Raw genomic sequence first — 19,319 nt, forward strand, 5'->3', positions numbered from 1 at the left:
TTTGTGTGAAAGCTAGTGTGAGAGAGCATATTCAGCAGTTGGATGTGTCGCTTGGCGGGGGGATTATTTCGGAGAAGATCCGTGTGGATACGATTGATAATCCGATGCTGGTGATCGGCCTTGGAGGTACGGGGATTGATGCTCTGTTAAGGCTGAAGTACCAGGTGAACAGGCGCTTTAAGCTGCCGCAGGATCCCTTATCGAAGAAGAAGAAGGAAAAGCCGAATAACATTGAATTTCTGGCGTTTGAAACGAATGAATATGACCGCAATAAGAATTACAAGGGCATTGGCCTTGATCCGAACAAGGAATTTGTCCTGCTTTCCAACCCGGAAATCGGCGGCCTTCTGCAAAATCGCAGCACGCTTGAGCCATACATCAAAGAGTGGCTGTCACCGGAGCTGTTAATTGCAGACGGAATCAGCGGCGCATCCGGCGTCCGCCAGGCCGGCAGGCTGCTCTTGTTTACAAAAATCAACCAAGTCGTACAAACGATTGAAAGAAAAATTGAAGCCGTGCTGGAGGGCACAGGCAAACGATTATATGTCTTTATCTTAACCGGCCTTTCCGGCGGAACAGGGAGCGGCTGCTTTCTCGATATCGCCTACATCACCCGCGGCATCATGGAGCGGAAATTCGGTCCGACCGGTGTCGATAAAGTCAGCCTCCTTGGATACTTATTTACCCCTGACGTGAATTTATCCAAACGCGGCTTGAGTTCGCATACTGTCGAATATATTGAGAAAAATGGCTTTGCTGCCTTAAAAGAACTTGACTACTGGATGAATTGTGATGAACGGAACGAACGCTACAAAATGAAGTACGGCAGCCTCTTAGATGTCAACTCCCCCATGCCGCCGTTTAACCTCTGCCATTTGATCTCAGGGACAAACCTTGAAGGGAAATGGCTTGAAAATGCCTATGATTACTGCATGAATGTGACCGCTGAAAATATCAGCAACTTTATGGCCAGTGAAGAAAAGAAATCCGGCGAAGAATTTGCCATCCACGACTATATAAGCAACATCCGCACCAATATCGCGCAAATGCCAAAGCCCTACGCCGCCAACTACCAATACAACATTATTGGGGCCTCGATGGCAGAAATTCCGCTGGAGGAAATGACCACTTACATCGGCTATAAGCTGTTTAGAAAAATGAACAAGATGTTTGATGCAGAGCCAGATCAATCAGAAGTAGAGCAATTTTTAGAAAAACTGCGGCTTGACCCGGATTCGATCCACCAGCGCTTTAACGAACGTGTGCCTGACCCGCTGTCAGGTTATAAAAACAGCGACCGGTACTCCTACAATCATGTGATTAAGACACCTGTCATCCATCTTGATGAGGAGTTAGAGTGTGATTTTTTGCTAAAAGCAAAGGAACAATACCGCAAATGCAGGAAACAGCTCCCAGGGGAAATCATTGTGGAAATCAACCGCCAGCTGGAGCGCTATTTCCTGCTGCCGAAAAAGGGGCCTATTTTTGCCTCACGTTTGCTTTACTCCACCGATGGCTTCTGCCTGTTAAAAACATTACAGGCCTATATAGAAGGACTTCGCAACCGCTTAGAGCGACTGCCAAAAGCTATTCTCTCCGAACAGGAGCATGCCATTAGCAAGCAGGAGGAAGCACGCGGGGCCTTTATGGGAAAGGACCGCAAGAAAAATGCCTATATCGAGGCGAAGCTAGCTGAATTTGATTTGCGGGCGGAAAAGGCCCGCAGCGAAGAAATGATTGAACTCTATGAAGATGTTTACCAGCTTATTTCTCAAGAGAACAACAAAATATATGAGGTTTATAAAGAAATTCTTGAAACGTTGAAGGGGATTTTTGAAAAGAATGCCCGTCTCCTTGTTGATGGTGAGGACATGAGTCATGACCATGATACCGCTTATTATTGGCACCTTGTCAGCGTCTCAGATATTGGCCGCGAAATTCAGCACTTATTTGAGTCAAAGGATGGCGAATTATTGGTACAGCAATGGGCAGAAATGCTGCTTGAAAAATCCTCCAATTGGGTAAAGGAAACGGACCTTGATGTCGTTGGCACAGTTTCTGAATTCCTAAGCGATCAATTTGGAGAATTGATTACCAAGTCAATGGAGGACTTTTTACGGCTAAAATATGGCGAGGACCTCCCCATCGATAAAATTATTGAAGATAAGATTGCCGCCCGCCTCGACCGTGATGCCTTACCGGTCTTCCACCTTGCCAACAGCACGGGATCGCTGCACTTTCCGCAATGGGGCTTTGTCTCTGTTCCTGTAAAGGCACCGAATATTTTCAACGGGATCAAAAATTTCGAGCGCCACTCACTTAGCCATTCACGCTTCACGATTAAAGAAAGTGAGCTGAAAAACCGTATCTTCTGGTTAAATACGAAAAATGGGATTCCATTATTTGCCTACTCGCCGCTCTCCCTCTATGAGGCTGCCTATGAAAAAACAATACTCGAAAAAGAAGGGGTCGGACGCCATCTCGTGCAAACAGAGAAGGAGAATTGGGTCTACCTCCCTTCACCGATTCCGGAAAAATCATGGGGGGATACGTACAAAAACGAACGTGTGAAACAATACAATGCCGGGATCCGCGCCTTGTTTGACCAGGGCAGAAAGCTTGGGTGTATCACCATGAAGAATGACGAACGCAATACGAGTGCACGGTTTCAGTGCCATTTTACAAAGGACGTGAATATAGCAGCACTCTTTTCCCGGCATGAGGTTGATCCGAAAAGAATAGAGAAAGCGAGTCTTGGGAACTTAAAGCTCTTGCTGCGGCAACTGCAGGACCTGCTGACCAGCGGGATGACTGCTGCCGGTTCAAGCGATATTTTTGGCAGTACAAACGCTGATATGGCAAAGGAAAACTTCATCCGTTCCCCTAAACTGATTGAAAAGGTCAAAGCAGAGGTGCGGAAATATCGATTCATTCACGGAAAAACAGCCGAAATTGAACAGGCTATTGCCTTACGGAAAGACAAGGAGGCAGAGATAAATCAGTTCATTCAGGCTATTTATACGAGAACGATTAAAAAGCGCGGCGCCCTTTATGTCTATGATAAGGAGCTGGAGGAAGATGCGTGGGAGCCGTTCGTAAACCTGACGAAAACGACGCGGTTTGTTGATTACGAAATCTATCAAGTATATAGGGAGCTTCCTCCAAAGCAGAGGGCGCAGCTCGACAAGAAATCAGAGCAGCGCAGCAATGAACTCATCCAGCAAGAAAGTGCCGCGCAGCTCATTTTCGCCTTAGAAGAAATGGCCTCTCTCTATCAAAAGGAAAAAGAAGCCTTAGATTATGACTATAAAGAGCTGGCAAACGGCGAGGAAGTGTACGCTTTTTATAAAGAGATTTTGATCAAAGTTATGGAGATGCTGCGGCAATTAAAATCATAAGAGGATCTGCGCCAATCAGCGCTTTACCAGCGAAAATTAGCGCATAACCGGCGACAATCAGCGCATAACTGGCGACAATCAGCGGTTCAATAGGGGGAATCGGTTTTGAATGAGCTTTTACAAACATATGCCAGCACCTTTTCGTCCCAAGTGGAAAAAATCAGCCTTTCGGAAAAAGAACAGCGCAGGATCAACCACCCGATTGTCTTTTTATTCTTGGGCGATCGGGTGACGGATGCCTTGCAAACGATGATCGCCATTAATCAGGAAAAATGGCAAAACAGTTCGGGTGTGGTATACCTTCACACCTATCAAACCGACACCATCAAAAATAATAATGTTCTTTCCTTTCAGCTTCCGAAAGAGGAGTTTGACCGCAAGACAAGGCGGAGGGCCATGTACGAAGCCTTTTTTCGCGATGAAAGCCTCCTGATTGAATTAAATAAGACGTTTCGAACGCTTGCAGCGAAACTGGCTCAGTACGGGAAGGAATATTCTTCTCTTAAAAAAGTAAATCTTTGTGTGGTGACGGCAATTGAAGATCCCGCAACGATCCTGATCCAAGAATTCACATTGCTGTTAAAAAGCATTCTCCAAGAATCGTTTCTTATTGTGGAGGTCGATTTATATGGCTTGTTAAAGGAAAAACAGGATGGCCACCATTTTGCCTACTCCACCGCACTGGGGATTAGTTTTTTAAAAGAACTCGATGGCTATCAGCAGGGCCAATACAGCTTTGTAAAGGATCTCCAACTGACAGAGGATCACCTTCGGCTGCCAGTAAAGCACCCGCCCTCCCCACTCTTTGATTTGGTTTATTTATTAAGTGATAAAAATGAGGAGGGCTTGATTTCCAGCACTGCTATGAAGCAAAACATGGAAATTATCAGCAATCTCAATCTGTTAAAAAATCGTAAAATGATCAGCGATTATCATGAAAAAATGGACAGCTATCATCATCAAGACTTTAAACGGGGAATCAAAGGGAATTCACAAGAGCCGGTTTATGCTTCAGCTGGATTGGCGAAAGTAACACGTCCAAATAAAGCCATTGCCCTCCATACTGCCCAATGTGTGTTTACTGAGCTGGTCAATTCATTGAGGATGCGGGCCGCGGAAAAGCGGGAAACAGTGCTCGATTTAGTTGAACTGTCACAAACCCATTTTCAATCCTATTTTCGCCAATTCCTTCCCCCTGCCGAAAAGCTGGAGGATATGAATGCCTTGATGGGCGGCTCCTCTTCCTATCAAACCATTAAGAACATGACAGTAAGCGATGCGGAAGCGTTTCTATTTGAAGACGGTGCCCAATCCTTCTTTTATCACAACATTGAATTGCCGACCCTTGAGCATTTACAAGTACTGGACCTAAGTAGCCATATTGAACGCTGTCTCTACGAAAATATTATTCATCATGAACAATACGGCTTATTTTGTGCCTATTTATGGACTGCTGGCCAACCCGGAAGCGAAATAAATGTCCTGCATGAGATTGATCGGCTCGAGCGGGCGGCAAAACAGGACTTACTGGAGAAAGAAGCACTGCTTACGCAATTCTATCAGCAGCCTGTCGAGCAGTTAGCCTATAAAAAAAGCTATCTGCCGTTTTCGGACAAAAAAAATTTTAACAGCTTTGTGCGCTGCTTCTTCGAGACCATTTATGGAGCAAAGTACGAAATCCTGAAGCTGAAGGTTAAAAAGAAGATTTTACAGCAATACAGAAAGGTGCTTCAGGAGCATCACCACAAGTTACAGACAAAAATAGAGATTATTGGCCAGGTTGAAGCATGGTTGAAACAATCAGCCCCCGGAAGTCTAGATCATTCTGATGATTATTTAGATCAAAATATTGCCGAATATTATGCCGCCGTGATTAGGAAAATTACAGCAAAGCTAAAGGAAAAAAGGGGTCCTTTCTTTTTTTCGGATCAGCGATTTTTCGGGAGCCTTCCTTCACTGCTCGAAAGCGGAAACCCGGAGACCGTTATGAAAAGGCTCCTCCAGGTATGCCATCTTGAAGTGCTGACACAAGAGGAGTTCCATCGGAGCTTTGAGGATGAATTGTTAGAACGGGCCAATGTGATGACGAGGTATGAAAACCGTGAAATTCTCTCGAAAGAAGATTTGTTTAAGCGATTATATCTCCGGTTACAGGATAACACAGCCATTCAGATCAAGGTGTTTAATTACACCCAAGAACACCGCTACGAGGAAAAATACTTCTTCGGTGATTTCTACAGCAAGTTCATCCGGTTTGCGTTAGAGAAAGAACTTGAAACAAGGCAATGGAAGGTCGGCTGTGTCCACGAAAGGAAATCGAGCGGCATTGAAAAACTTAGCCTAATGGGAGGTTTTCGTCTAAAAGATCTTATGTACGTTCGGAACGGTGAAAAATACTACGATGCCTATTGCAGCAATGACTTTGAATTTCACATCGATCTGGTGAAAACATCTGTTTAAGGATTTCTTGGTCTCTCCCCCAGCGTATTTTATTCGAGAGTGAGAGTGATAACCTGTGAATTGGGAACCAATTACTTCCCCACATTTTGAAATAAGGAATATAAAAAAGACCATTCATGATTCAGAAGTCCATTTAAGTTGGCACTGGCCTAAGGAGATTGACTTTGTCTATATTTATCAAACTTCTGCTGATGGAGTAAAGCCGATCAGCGAACTCCGGGAAAATGACGTAAAGCTGTACACCCGTGAGGAATATAAAGGCAATCTGGGATATGTCAGCAAATTAGATACCATTGGCCGGACTGCCTGCCAGATCTTCCCCTGCCAAAAGCGGGAAGGCGGACTGATTGTTTTCTCTCAACAAAATGAAAACAATCTTGTGTATATCAACGGCTCAAGAGCAAAGATTTATTTCTCCATCGCCTATAAGCAGAAACTCTTTCAGGTACGGAAAAAGGTAAGGATGACGATTCACAGCGAACTTCCACTTGATAAAGAGCTGCTCGTCTATGTGAAAAAAAGCGGCGGCTTGCCGGGTTCCCCTGAGGATGGCACCGTCTATCCATTTGTTCGCGGCTTCTCTGCCGGAAAAACAGTATTGCCGGAAATCGAAATTGAAAAAAATGAGTTTCTTGCCATCTTTTTTAATAATGGAAAAAATACAGCACAAAAGTATGAGCTGATACCGCAATAGGGGGCAGTGATATGTTCGCATTATTAAAACGAATCTTTGATAAAAGGCAGCCGGCAAAGGAACGGTTACGCTTTTATGATATTGTCTGTCCGTACTGTTTTGCAAAATTTCACCATGAGGATGTCGTTTTTCGTGCAGCCCACCACATTGATGATGATGAGGATCTTGCGCTTCAGGAGGATGAATTATTAAATCACTACCGTGGAAAATTTGGACTGGCACCGATCTATGATATTGAGGCTGTAATCGACCCTTCACGTGTCCTTGATGAAAATAAGCTATACACGGATGGTATTTTAATGGGGGTTTCCGATAAATATGCGATGGTGACCCGAAATCGACTCTGCCCCTTCTGTCATAACGACCTTCCCGTCACAGCCGGAAGGCACCCAAGTAATATTTTGTCCATTGTCGGCGCTACATCTGTCGGGAAATCAGTATATATGACCTCCTTGATTCATACGTTGCAGCACGTAACAGCCAACAATTTTGATGCTGCATGTATTCCGCTGGATACTGAGATTAGCAGACGCTTCCGAAGCAGCTATGAAATTCCTTTATTTGAACATGGAACTCTCTTACAATCAACAGATAAAACCAATCGGCAGGAGCCGTTTATTTTTCAATTTATCTTTAGAAATGAAGACAAAGCGCCGCTTACGCTCGTCTTTTTCGATGTGGCCGGCGAAGGAATGACAGACCCAGATTACCTTAAGCTTCATGCGGCCCATATTAAAAATTCCGCAGCCATTCTGTTCCTGGTGGACCCGATGCAAATCCGGATGATTCGCGAAAAACTGATTCACCAATTGGGCGAAAGACCGGGAAAAATCGTTAGCCAAGGTGATGAGCCGCGTGAGGTAGTCGTTTCCCTGTTCGGTGATTTTATTGCCCATCTTGAAAATAGCAAAACAGAGATCCCTACTGCAGTGGTATTAACAAAAAGTGATCTCCTGCATGCCTTAAAACACGATGACGGGGAATACGTTCGCACGAATAGTAACATTTTCCGCCATGTCTCCCATCGCGGTTGCCTCGATTTGGCTGAATATCAAAATATCAACGAAGAAATAAGGAGGTTTTTAGTAAAAGTCGATACGCCGTTTGTGAATGCCCTCGAAGTGTATTTTAAGAATACCTCCTATTTTGCTGTGTCAGCCCTCGGCAGTAATCCTGTCGACCAGCAGGTCAACGGCATTATTAGTCCGGTCCGCGTCGATGAACCGTTTATATGGCTGCTTTATAAACTGGGGTATATTGAAGGGAGAACGAGTCAGTGAGTGAAAAAATCGAGCAGCAGCTTTATACACGCGAACGCGGCGGCATCTTTCACGCCACTGACGGATATGACACCATTGCCATTTCCGAAGGTCTTGATCATGGCTTTGTGAAAAAAATATTGCATCCGTTCTGTCTGTATCATCCACCAAAAACATTAACGGAACGCGGAGAAAAAGATGCAGACCGGTACCCCAAGGCCGTGACATTCTTTCAGCCGGAAAGCGGTGAACTGGTCATCGGCCAGGCTGTCTTTGTCCCGGCTGATTTTACTGGTCAGCGCAGTACATATTTCATCCACCATTTTATTATTCCAAATTCGCTTAAAGATGAATGGCTGAAGCAGCCGGAGAAGTTGTTTCATATGAACGGCTTTCAAACTTCCTATAATTCTGGACGCGGCAAGGTCCTCCCACAAATGGATGCCGTAGATTATGCTGTCAGGGATATTTCTTTTAACCAAAATGAAATTCTGACCTCCTTAAAGATTTCGGAGGAACATTTCAAACAGGTGCTATATGCCGTCATGGCTTCTATTAGCGGGAAGAGAAAGGTGTTTATCTCGTTGGATGTGCCGATTGAAGAGTATTCGAAATCCGCCCTAAGGTTGCTGGAGCTGATTTTTCAATATCTCCCCTATGAGTACCGCCGTAAATTAGGTTCACTTACGTTTACCAGTAAGCCAGAGGCGAAAAATGGCATCCATGTGGTGTTTTATGAACCGGGAACCCTGCCCGTGGAGAATCGCTTCTTGAAGAACCAATACATTTTTGAATTTGCGATGGACCGAATTTCCGGAGCAGATGTAATTGCTGAGCACCATACATTTGTAAATCATGCCTTTCACCATTTTTCTGAATCCAGGCACGCCAATGATTTTTTTGCGTTTGCGGAAATGGCACTGTCCGGACTCGCAGACGAGCAAAAGCTAGAACCGGCAAGCTATGATCAGCTGACGGCCATGTACCTGATCATACACAATAATGATTTCTCCTTATATAAAGAAAATAAACTAGAACTTTTGCAAAGCTTACGGATATTTTTACAGACGGATTATAATAAGAAATCGGCTTTGGCTGAGCTTTTTTTGAATCTATTAAAGGATGATGCCCTGCTCGAGTTATACCTGAAAGAACGGTTGAAGCTAGCCGTACGGGCAGAGGAACTTCTTCAGGAACTTAGCTCCATCCCAGGTTTGCTAGAACATTCTAAGGCGGCCTTATTGCGTTCGATTGATTTGAAGGAATTGACCTTTCAGGACATCATGCTGTTTGGTGAAGTTTTTCGACATGAACCTTACCTGCCAGAGGGGAAGGCTCGGGATATCCATGCATGCCTCCATGCCCTATACCAGTTGCTCACCTCTCCCTCACAAGCCGGTTTCATCAACTTAAAACCGTTAACGTTAGCAGCACGATATCAGGTTAGGGAGTTCCTTCAAAAGGGACTGCGAAACAATCTATCCCCAGATCAATTTCCGCTTTTACTAGTCGCTTTTGGAACGGAGGATGACACTGTTGATTATCAAGCTGTATTAGATTACGTAATCAAACATCACAATAACAAAACGCTGCTGTCCTTTATTATTGAAAACGCTATGCTCGTTGACATGGAACTCGAATACAGGGGGCCATTAAGAAATTATCTTATTAGTCATCCACAGTCGATTTGGGAAGATAAAACGCTCCGAAAAGAATTACAATCCATCAGCCTTACCGGCCTTAACCAACTGCTAAAGGAAGTAGAAGCGGAAACGGCCAGCCCTGTGGTTAAATTCTTTAAAAAAATTAAAGCTTCCCTTTAACGGTAATCGAAGCAGGATTATGTTCTCTTAAATGTAATCTCGAGCATTCCTTATGGGATGCTCATTTTTCTACCAAAAATTATGTCGATAATATTGTTCGTTTATATTTGCTTTAGGTGGTAAAACAGTATTATATAACGAACGAAATATCGTTATAAATAGAAAGTAACATTTAGAAGCTGTATGCCAGTGGGGGTGTAGATAGATGGTAAAGAAATGGATTAATAGTTTAGCAGCAGCTGCCTTTCTTTTCTGGATCATCGGGCCTGTTCATGTTCATGCGGTAGAACCTGAATATGTTTCTTCGAGAATTGAGGCGGTAATGGTCGTTGATATCAGTAAATCTATGCTTTTCAGTGACCCAAATAAAATTAGCAATGAAGCGATGAAAATGTTTGTGGATATGTCATCCGTTAAGGGGGATAAAATTGGTGTCATTGCCTACGGGAATGATGTTCTTGCCAAAAAGGACATCGTCAAAATCCAATCAGAACAGGATAAACAAGGGATAAAAGCGTTTATTGATGGATTAGGATATGATCCTTATACCGATATGTCTGTTGGACTGACGGAGGCAGTAAAATCCTTAGATGCCAGCCACGAAAAGGAATATTCTCCATTAATTGTCTTGCTGGCAGATGGCAACAATGACCCCGACAAATCCAAGGGTAAAACAGCCAAGGAAGCCGACGAGCAAGCTGAAAAAGCAGTGGCTGATGCCAAATCTAAGGGTTACCCGATTTATGTAATTGGGTTAAATGCTGATGGCAAGCTGAACAAGGATTTACTCCGAACGATTGCCGCGAGCACAACCGGGAAATTTTTTGAGACAAGCAATGCCAATGATCTTCCGGGAATTTTAAGTGAGATTTTTGCCGATCATTTGAAATTAAAAGTCGTCCCAATCCATGATGTTGTCGCAAAGGAAGAATTTCAAGATATAAAAATCACCATTCCGAACGAAAACGTATTAGAAGCAAACATCTCGCTTGTGTCAAGCAAGCCGGTGGAATTGAAATTAGTTGATCCGGAAGGACAGGAACAGGCCATTCCTTCCGAAAAGTTTCCACTGACCACATCCAAGAACTACTCCGTGTTAAAATTAATGGCCCCTGCCCAAGGGGATTGGATACTTAAGGTCAAGGGGTACCCAGAAGATAAAGTAGAAATCAAACTCGTCTTTAACAATGATTTACCATTAAAAAATACCCCGCTCGTGCAAGAAGCTAAAGCAGGTGACCCGGCAGATCCTGCACCATTAGCGGCAGATAAAAACCCAGCGGAAGAATGGCAGCCTTTCCCATGGCTGTATCTTGCCATCGCTGTGGCAGGAGTCTTTCTACTAGCAGTGATCATCTCAATTATGGCAAAACGCAAGAAAAGCAGGTTCGGGTTTAGCGGTCAGCTGATTATTGAAATTAAGGATGAGTCGACAGGGGAATGGACAAATCCACAGATTAAGAAGTTAAAAGCATTTAAAGGAGAATTCTGTCTCAATCAGTTGTTCTCGCTTGAGCCGGAATTCAAAGCCACGGATCACATCACCTTTGTTCCGATCACAGACAATACCTTACTGTTTATTAATACAACAAAGGTCCAAATAGAAATGGGCGATGTCACGATTGATGCTGAATCCGGTCACAGGTTAAGACGCAATGACAAGATGCGGATTAGATTAGCTGATGTAAACAAATCCATTTATATTGCAAATGTCAGTTAAAAGAAATGTTCAAATATAAAAGCGATGGACTCTATTAATCAAAATAGACATCCATCGCTTTTTAGCTGCTTTTTCTTACCCTATTCGGCTTTTACAACTTTCCTGCGTCTGAAAATGAAGGCCCCGGCCGCTGTTAAGAGAAGCACTCCTGCTGCGATGCTTCCGGCAAAGAGTGGTTTGTTTTCGTAAACTTTAACGAGCGCACTCTTTTCGACAATTTCGAATGGAATCGTCGAGGTACTTTCGTTTCCTGCCTTATCTGATGCGACTACCTTAATTTCATACGGTTTGATTTCTTTTAGCGTCGTTTTTATCACTTGGGCGCCATCTTTTGTCATCGCCTCACCAGAAAATGACTCGCCATTCACTGTGATAGATGTTATCGTATCCTCTGGATGTTCCAGACGGATTCCGACTGTTACTGCTTCGTAGTACTTCTTGTTTTTCTTAACACCCTCGTACACGACTTTTGGCTTCGTTTTATCAATAATAAATTCGACACTCAACTGTTTAATATTTCCTGCCTTATCCTTGACTTCAAAGTAAAGAACATGCTTCCCTTCCGTTTCGATTGGAGCCCCAATCGTGTATGGCTCTCCATCTAAAGTCAGGGAAATAATATCATAGTCACTCATATCTTTAATCAGCAAATCAGGAATAAGATTCTTATTAAAATATCGATCAGTGATTGGCTCTTTAAAACTAATCACAGGCGCCGATTTATCAATCGTAAAGACAACCGTTCTTGCATGAACATTGTCCGCCTTATCGTAAATGGCCGCTTTTAATACATAATCCCTTTCATCATCAAGCTTTTGTTTCTTATTGAAAGGCTGGTTATTTAGGGTAACTGTTGACCTGTTTTCATCTAGATGCTTATCATCATAGGTAACAACCGGTGTTATATTTTTATTAAAGAAGCCATCCACGACCCCTTTAATATCTAATATAGGTCTTGTCGTATCCAATATAAAGCTGATATCCAATGTTGCTTCGTTGCCTGCTTTATCCTTGGCAGCAACATGGTAACGGTACTCCATTTCTGTCGCCGCTGTCGGGATCTGATTTTTAATGTCCTCACCGCCGTTTAGTGTAACAGAGACAATCGAATCCTCGGACTGGTCGAGCACAAATTGCGGCGTGAAAATTTTGTTAATGTACTGCCCGTTTTGGATGACGCGATTCTCACCCTTGAACTTAGGTGTAATCACTGGTTTCGTTTTATCAATCGTAAATACGACAGAACGGCTAAAACTATTGCCCGCCTGGTCAACCGCTTCGACCACGATTTCGTACTTTCCTTCCTTGCTAAACGTATGACTTAGCGCTGCCGTTTCACCGCTGACACGGAAGCCTCCGGCGTTGTAGCTGCTGCCATCTCTTGTCACTTTAATCGTGTTCAGCTTCAGATTTTTATCCTTGATTGTTACATCCACTTTTTTATCGATATTATAAAATGCATTTTGGTCAACGCCTTGAATATCAATGGTTGGCTTTGTCTGGTCAATCGTAAAGCCAAATGGCGGAATCATCGAACGGTTCCCGGCTTTATCCGTCAGGCCTAGAGAAATTGTATAGTTTCCATCTTCGGCTAACGTTTTCGTTACATGCGATTTTACTAAAAGTACCTTGGTTACCTTCGTTGTTTGATAGATCTTCTTCCATCCGCCAAACGAAATAGCCTTGCCATCCTTTGTTACCGTAAGCTCAATATCCTCTGCCGCAAAATTTCGGTCTTCAACAGCAGCATAAACAGTTTTCCCTTCAGGGTAATAATTGTGATTAGCCGCTTTTGTGTCTACGCCCGTTATCGTTAATTGCGGAGATGTTTGGTCGATGATGAACTCCCGTTTTTCTTGTACACCCGCATTGCCTGCTTTATCAGTGGAGGCGAGGATAACGGAATAATCCCCATCCTCGGTGAATGTATATGCACCAACACCGGTATCGGTTGTTCCCGCCAGCCATTTCAGCTGTCCGGCTTTTGAAAAATGAACTCCATCCTTGAGGACGGATAATTCATTGCCCGTCAACTGCAGATTTGTGTCGCTGATTTTAAACTGAAAATCAGTATTTTTATTAAAATAACGCTTATCCGTGAAAACGGGGTCAATGCTTACGACCGGAATCGTATGGTCAATCGTAAATAGGATAGACTTTTGTTCCGCGATATTTCCCGCCTTATCCTTGGCATCGATGATAATTTGATAATCGCCTTCGTTTTGCTCATCTTCCTGGGCAAAATCAATGGTATAGACGGAACTTGCCGGACTCTGGGTCCATGTTCCCGTTACATTGTCGATCGGCATATAGTCTCCACCAGATTTTCTTCTAACATCAATGTTAACATCGTTTATCTCAAAATTTGCCTGAAGTTCATTGACGAGAATGGACACGGTTCCCTTTTGCCCATAACGGCTGCCATTAAAGTCGGCACTCAGGCTAGTATCCACTACAGGTGCTGTAGCATCAATCGTAAAGTCTACTGTTTTCGCCACTTCATGTCCTGCCGCATCCTTCACTGTTACCGTCACACGGTATTCCCCGTCATAGCTGCTGTCTGCCTTCTCACTATTACCAAATGGCAGTGCGGCTGTTGAAGTTTCCCCTGTATTTTCCCATTTTGGATATCGGTCATCTTGGAAGTCAGTAAACTGGCCATCTGCAGCTCGTTTTTCTACTTTATAGGTAACCTTGTTGGTTTGGTAATTCTTTTCCTTAACTTGAATTGTTACTGTTCCGTTTTTTACAAACGAAGCGGGCTCAATCCCTGTTAGCGATACTTCCGGAGCCTTTGAGTCAACCACAAAAGAAAGCGGTCCGATGGAATCACTATTTTCCAACCCGTCCACCGAGTTGAAGGAAAGCTCATAATCCCCGTCCTCCAGGGTGACATTATTCTTCAATGTGGCAATGGTCCGCGATTCATCAGTTTTCAGTGCCATAGCCTTTTGATTTAACATTAGCAGTGTTTTGCTCATATCCAATGTTAAATCAGCGGCCTTAACAGACAAACTTCCGTTATCAACGTACAGCTGATCCTTGATCGTTTTTCCGCCTGCAGAGACTTCCAGCACTGGCTTTTGGCTGTCGATGGTGAATTGGACTTTTTGAGCGGTCTTATTGCCGGCAATATCGCTGGTTACAATCGTCAATTCATAGATTCCATCCTCCACCTCTTGCTTAAATGATGCCGTTTTGTTGTCAGCGGCAAAGCTTGGCGTTATGGTGATAGCTTCTGTTTTCCCGCCAATCGACTTTTTAGCCAGCGTCATGACAGTGGTCTCAACATTTAATTGCCTGTCATCCGTCAGACTGATGTCAACTGTTTTCTTTTCTTTATATTTCTGATTATGTTCGACACCTGTCACCACAATGGCCGGTGCGCTTTTATCAATTGTAAACGACACTGGATAGGTGAACTCCACCCCTTGGTTATCGGTAATGGTTGCCGTTCCTTCGTAATGCCCTTCCTCGGTCAGTGTCAAGTTGGCAAAGCGTTTAAAAAAACCAAATCGTTTTGGGGTAAAATCAACGACATGATCAAAGCTCTCCCCATTATGTGTTCTGACCAGGTTGGCTGTTGCCTTGGTAATCGCTCCGTCATCCTCAAACTTAACGGTCACATCTTGATGATAGAAACCATCATGGTCGAAGCCTGACATTTTTGGCTCGCCTTTATTGATAGTAAAGGAAACCTTTTTCTTCTCACTTTCATTCCCGGCTTGATCGTGGAGGAATGCTGTTACATCATATTTACCAGAATGAGGGAAAATAACACGGCCCAAGCGGTGATTTGTTTTATCCCATGTAATTTCCGCTTGCTCCCCTTCCCCCTCCTCATCGAGAACTACGAGGACGGATACAGCATCTTGAGAAAAATTCTCTTCCTCCACTTCTAGATACAAGACGACAAGGCCGTCTTTATCGGTGTAGACTGATTTATTGATCCCAGAAAGGGTAATCTTAGGGTTAACCGTATCTCTTTTAATGCTGAACGCTGCCGGCTTTGCAGTAAACCCCCATGAATTTTTAGCAAAATCCATGGCCACGTCTAACTGGCTGTCACCTTTGGAAGGGAACGTAATCTCTACTTTATACTCGCCATGAAACTGTGCCGCTGCATCAAGAATTTTGCTCACCTTTATGGCATTTGCGCCTTTTCCATCGTAAGATGCGTTTATGCTAAAGGGCTGCTCCACATCGGCCGGTGCCGGTTCTGGAGCCGGTTCGGCGGCAGGTTCTGATGCCGGATCTTCTGTTCCTGCTTCATCAGGCTTTTCAATGGAGCTAAGATAGTTTTGATAATCTTCTTTCAGATCAACTGTAAACGTCACGTTGTCCTTTTGGTTCGTATACCATTCCGGCTTCGGATCTTTATCCATATCCCAAGTTTTATTATTAAACTTGATATATCTGCTCGTCTCGTTTTGCGATAATACATGGCTCGTAAAAAACAGGACAAAGAGCAGCAGGATGATGGTAAAGCTAGTCCATACTAGCCATTTATTATGTTTATAGCTTTTATTGATTAGTTCTCCCATCCTCATTATCTCCTTCTATATGGTGTCATTCGTTTGTACGATGACCACGTCTAGTTCTTTCAAAAATTTACTGTCAGAAGCAGGCCCCGTTAACACAGTAGTCTCCTCCAACACATCATTTAACAACACCGTCTCGTCGCCAGTCTCCGCAGATAATAACTCTGTTGCTGCTGCATGTTCCGCTAAAAGCTCTGTTTCGTCTTGTTCGCCGGCGCCGAATTTCACTTCTAATAGTTCAGTAGAATCACTGGTGGTTGGCTCCACTCCTAATAATTCAGTAGAATCGCTGGTACCGGATTCTACTCCCAGCAGTTCAGTAGAGTCAACTGAAGCGGCAGATGCCTCTTCTGCCGTCAAAAGCTCTGTCGCCGCAACGCTGCCCGAGACTGCCACTTCTAATTCGACATCGCGGCGCGGCTGGATTTCCCTTGTGATGGGCTTATTGTGCTGAACTTGTTTAGAGCGGGAATGACCTTGCAGCTTTTTGGCCCATTTGTGGAAACTAAATCCTGTTAAATCCTCTATTACCTCTGAAATATTTAATTTAATATACAGAATAATAGAGAAAATAAGCGAGAGGATGGCTCCGGCTAAGCCGCCATAAAAGATTGTTTGATATTCCACATTATCCCCCCTGCCCTACCAAATTCAAATTAGTGTACCTTCTTGTCAGTTTGATAAAACTCTCATCCTTAGCCGCATCTTTTAATTGTGATGCCTTCTCGTACACCCTTAACGCTGCAGCATAATTCCGAAGTGACTCTTCCTTCGCTTGCTCCATATCAAGCAGTAAGTTTCCTAGTTTTGAATAAGCAGTGAGACTGGAGGGAAACTGCTTGATGGTCAGCTCGAATTGTTCGGCAGCCCGCTCGCGCTTGTCCATTTCCTCATAGATTGTCCCGATTTTCAGCATGTACTCTTCTTGCTTAATTTCCTCGCTGCCTCCAAGGAGATTGGTATAATGGCGGATTGCTTCCTCATAATCATAAATTGCAGTTGTTTTATCTTTGGAATTGATTCCCTTACTGTAATAAGCTTGTGCTAATTTCAGTTCAAAGTCCTTCACATATTTATCGGCTAAAAAGTCATCATCCAATTTGATGAGGACATCTTTTGACTTGGTAATTAATTGAATCGCCTTCGTATTGGCATCAGGGATTTGTGCTTTATACGACAGGTAAATATTCGCTAACGAATTGTAATTATCAATTTTTTTCGCATCATTGCGGGTTTTATCATTGTATTTTTCAAATTCATCCAATTCTTTGGCAAACTTTTTATAGTCGATGTTTAAACTTCCCATCGTCAACGCTAATGACTTGTAGTACTCTACTTCAGGTTTGACTTCTTGATCAACCTTATTAAAAAATTCTTGCGCCCGGAAATAGTCCTTTTCCACATCAAAATAGGTCATCCCAACTTTAAACAGAACCTCACTATTTTTATCAATATTGCCATACCCCTCATCGATATATCGTTCAATATTCGATAGGCCCTTATCCGCTTCGCCGCTTTGAATATACAAATCTAGTAAGTTATTAAAGGCCATTGCCCTGCCTTTATCGAGCTTAATCGCCTGTTCAAAAAGTTTAATGGCATCCCGATCCTGGCCATTTTGGATATAGCCGTTAGCCTCGTTGATTAAACTCATATAATCTTGCAGCTGTTCATTTTTCATCCCTTTATAACCCATGACAGAAGTCGTTGCAAATCCAAGGAACAGTACGGCCGGGATCAAGAATACCACAAATTTTTTCCAAAGCTTTCGTTTATATCCCTGTGTTAATTTGTTGATATTCAGAAGATCATAGCTCAGCTCTTCACAGCTTTGATATCGGTCATCCGGTTCAGCCGCAGTACATTTTGTAATAATATGCTCAAGACCTTCTGGCAGCGCCGAATTCCAGGTGCGAATCGGCCTTAATTCATATGGCGGGTCATTCAAGGTTTTTCCCGTCACCAAATGGTAAAGGGTCACACCTAAACTATAAATATCCGTTCTCGCATCTGTTTGCTTGCCGGATATCTGTTCTGGGGCTGCATACCCTTTTGTCCCCAGATTTGTGGTATCGGTAGAATTCTCTGTCTTAAACTCCCTGGCGATTCCGAAGTCAATCAGCTTAATTTTCCCCTCGGGAGTCAGCATGATATTATCTGGCTTCATATCGCGATAAATAATCGGATTTGGCTTTCGTGTATGTAGGTAGCCAAGCACATCACTTAACTGCCTCGCCCAATCAATCACCTCAAGCGCGGAAGCTGTATTTTCACGCTTCAGCTTCTCCTTCAGCGATTCACCTTCAATATAATCCATTACTACATAAATCTCGCCTTGGCGGTCAATGACATCATAGATCCGCGGTAAGGCGCCATGGTCTAATCTTTTGAGCATATTCGCCTCAACGACAAGACTGTTGACAAGCAAATCGTCGTCCTTGTTTGCCCGCTTGCGGATATCCTTGACGACGAGCGATTTCTTGAGCCTGTTATCCATGGCGAGGTAGACAATACTCATTCCGCCGCGGCCGATTTCTTTCAAAATTTCATAGCGTTCATCAATAATGGTGCCGATTTTAATCAAGGCGCATCACCTGCTGTTACTTTCGTTATTAAAACAGTGATATTATCGGTTTCCTTGCGTTTCTTCACCAGTTCAACAAGGCCTGTGACCGTCTCCTTCATCTGCTCCTCACCGGATAGATGGTCCGGATTTAAGCGGGTAAATATTTCGTCCTCACTGATTTCATGGTAAAATCCATCCGTACACAGCATGAACAAATCCCCGTCTTTCACCTCACCATCGGTTATGACAGGGTCCAAGCCCGGGGATGCCCCGACACATTGCAGCAGGACATTGCGGCGCGGGTCGACTTTTGCCTGTTCCTCAGTAATATTGCCGCGTTCAAGCTCCCTAGCCACCAGCGTTTGATCTTTCGTTAGTTGAAGAAGATCCTTGTGAATCTGGTAGGCTCTGCTATCGCCCACATGCAAAAGAAAATACTTGGTATTCACAATCAATAAAGCGGTGATGGTTGTCCCCAGCTTCAGGCTTGCCGTTTCCCCATACTCCAAGATTTTTCGATTAAGCCCCTTTACATAGGCTGCTAATTGCTGTCTGATTTCTGTCTCGACCTGCTCATGGCCGGAAAGAATGATTTTTGGCAGTTCCGTTTCAAACCAGTCAGACATCCCTCTAATCACGGTTGCACTTGCCAATTCTCCTTGCGTAAGCCCGCCCATTCCGTCACAAACGATGAACAGGCCGATACGGCCCTTTGGTGTCTTGGCTGATTTAAGCAGCAAAGCATCTTGATTGGTTTTCTTTTTAATGCCTGCGTCAGTATGGTAAGCAACTTGAAAAGACATGCACACACCGCCTTTCTTACTAAGTGTTACCCGTGATTGGAGCTCCAGGCACGTC

The 19,319-nt window shown here is 43.7% G+C and carries 11 protein-coding genes; 6 read left to right on the top strand and 5 right to left on the bottom strand.

The annotated features are described in order from the left end of the window. Positions 1-5: 5 nt before the first annotated feature. On the top strand, positions 6-3,398 hold the full coding sequence (locus FAY30_RS20860; RefSeq protein ID WP_149871668.1) for a tubulin-like doman-containing protein: 3,393 nt from the start codon (positions 6-8) through the stop codon (positions 3,396-3,398). On the opposite strand, the gene FAY30_RS27285 is transcribed toward FAY30_RS20860, so the two are convergent. Further along, a complete protein-coding gene (locus FAY30_RS27285; RefSeq protein ID WP_190284711.1) occupies positions 3,367-3,525 on the bottom strand; it encodes a hypothetical protein in 159 nt (52 codons plus the stop codon). The genes FAY30_RS20860 and FAY30_RS27285 overlap by 32 nt on opposite strands. Between FAY30_RS27285 and FAY30_RS20865 the strand changes: the two genes are divergently transcribed. The 5 genes from FAY30_RS20865 (at position 3,504) to FAY30_RS20885 (ending at position 11,354) form a co-directional block, all read left to right on the top strand. Continuing rightward, on the top strand, positions 3,504-5,858 hold the full coding sequence (locus tag FAY30_RS20865) for a hypothetical protein (protein WP_149871669.1): 2,355 nt from the start codon (positions 3,504-3,506) through the stop codon (positions 5,856-5,858). The two genes, FAY30_RS27285 and FAY30_RS20865, sit on opposite strands and share 22 nt — an antisense overlap. A gap of 55 nt (positions 5,859-5,913) precedes the next feature. Next, positions 5,914-6,552 carry a hypothetical protein gene (locus FAY30_RS20870; protein ID WP_149871670.1) on the top strand — a complete coding sequence of 213 codons (639 nt, stop codon included), beginning with the start codon at positions 5,914-5,916 and terminating at the stop codon, positions 6,550-6,552. A gap of 11 nt (positions 6,553-6,563) precedes the next feature. After that, complete coding sequence (locus FAY30_RS20875; protein ID WP_149871671.1) at positions 6,564-7,832, top strand: TRAFAC clade GTPase domain-containing protein; 1,269 nt, start codon at positions 6,564-6,566, stop codon at positions 7,830-7,832. Continuing rightward, complete coding sequence (locus tag FAY30_RS20880) at positions 7,829-9,634, top strand: GAP1-N2 domain-containing protein (RefSeq protein WP_149871672.1); 1,806 nt, start codon at positions 7,829-7,831, stop codon at positions 9,632-9,634. Before FAY30_RS20875 ends, FAY30_RS20880 begins: the two co-directional genes overlap by 4 nt. A gap of 205 nt (positions 9,635-9,839) precedes the next feature. Next, on the top strand, positions 9,840-11,354 hold the full coding sequence (locus FAY30_RS20885; protein WP_149871673.1) for a vWA domain-containing protein: 1,515 nt from the start codon (positions 9,840-9,842) through the stop codon (positions 11,352-11,354). A gap of 80 nt (positions 11,355-11,434) precedes the next feature. Here the strand turns inward: FAY30_RS20885 and FAY30_RS20890 are convergent, their stop codons facing one another. Genes FAY30_RS20890 through FAY30_RS20905 form a run of 4 tightly spaced genes read right to left on the bottom strand, consistent with a single transcriptional unit; the run spans position 11,435 to position 19,264 of the window. Next, entirely contained in the window at positions 11,435-15,898 is a 4,464-nt protein-coding gene (locus FAY30_RS20890) for an Ig-like domain repeat protein (RefSeq protein ID WP_190284712.1), read from the bottom strand. A 15-nt stretch (positions 15,899-15,913) separates the two neighbouring features. Next, a complete protein-coding gene (locus FAY30_RS20895; protein WP_149871675.1) occupies positions 15,914-16,522 on the bottom strand; it encodes a hypothetical protein in 609 nt (202 codons plus the stop codon). A 1-nt stretch (position 16,523) separates the two neighbouring features. Continuing rightward, the gene (locus tag FAY30_RS20900; protein ID WP_149871676.1) at positions 16,524-18,479 is read right to left on the bottom strand and encodes a serine/threonine-protein kinase; all 1,956 of its coding nucleotides are present in this window, start codon (positions 18,477-18,479) and stop codon (positions 16,524-16,526) included. Further along, on the bottom strand, positions 18,476-19,264 hold the full coding sequence (locus FAY30_RS20905) for a PP2C family protein-serine/threonine phosphatase (RefSeq protein WP_149871677.1): 789 nt from the start codon (positions 19,262-19,264) through the stop codon (positions 18,476-18,478). The genes FAY30_RS20900 and FAY30_RS20905 overlap by 4 nt, the downstream gene beginning before the upstream one ends. Positions 19,265-19,319 lie beyond the last annotated feature (55 nt).

This window comes from Bacillus sp. S3 (assembly GCF_005154805.1).
Classification (GTDB): Bacteria; Bacillota; Bacilli; order Bacillales; family Cytobacillaceae; genus Neobacillus.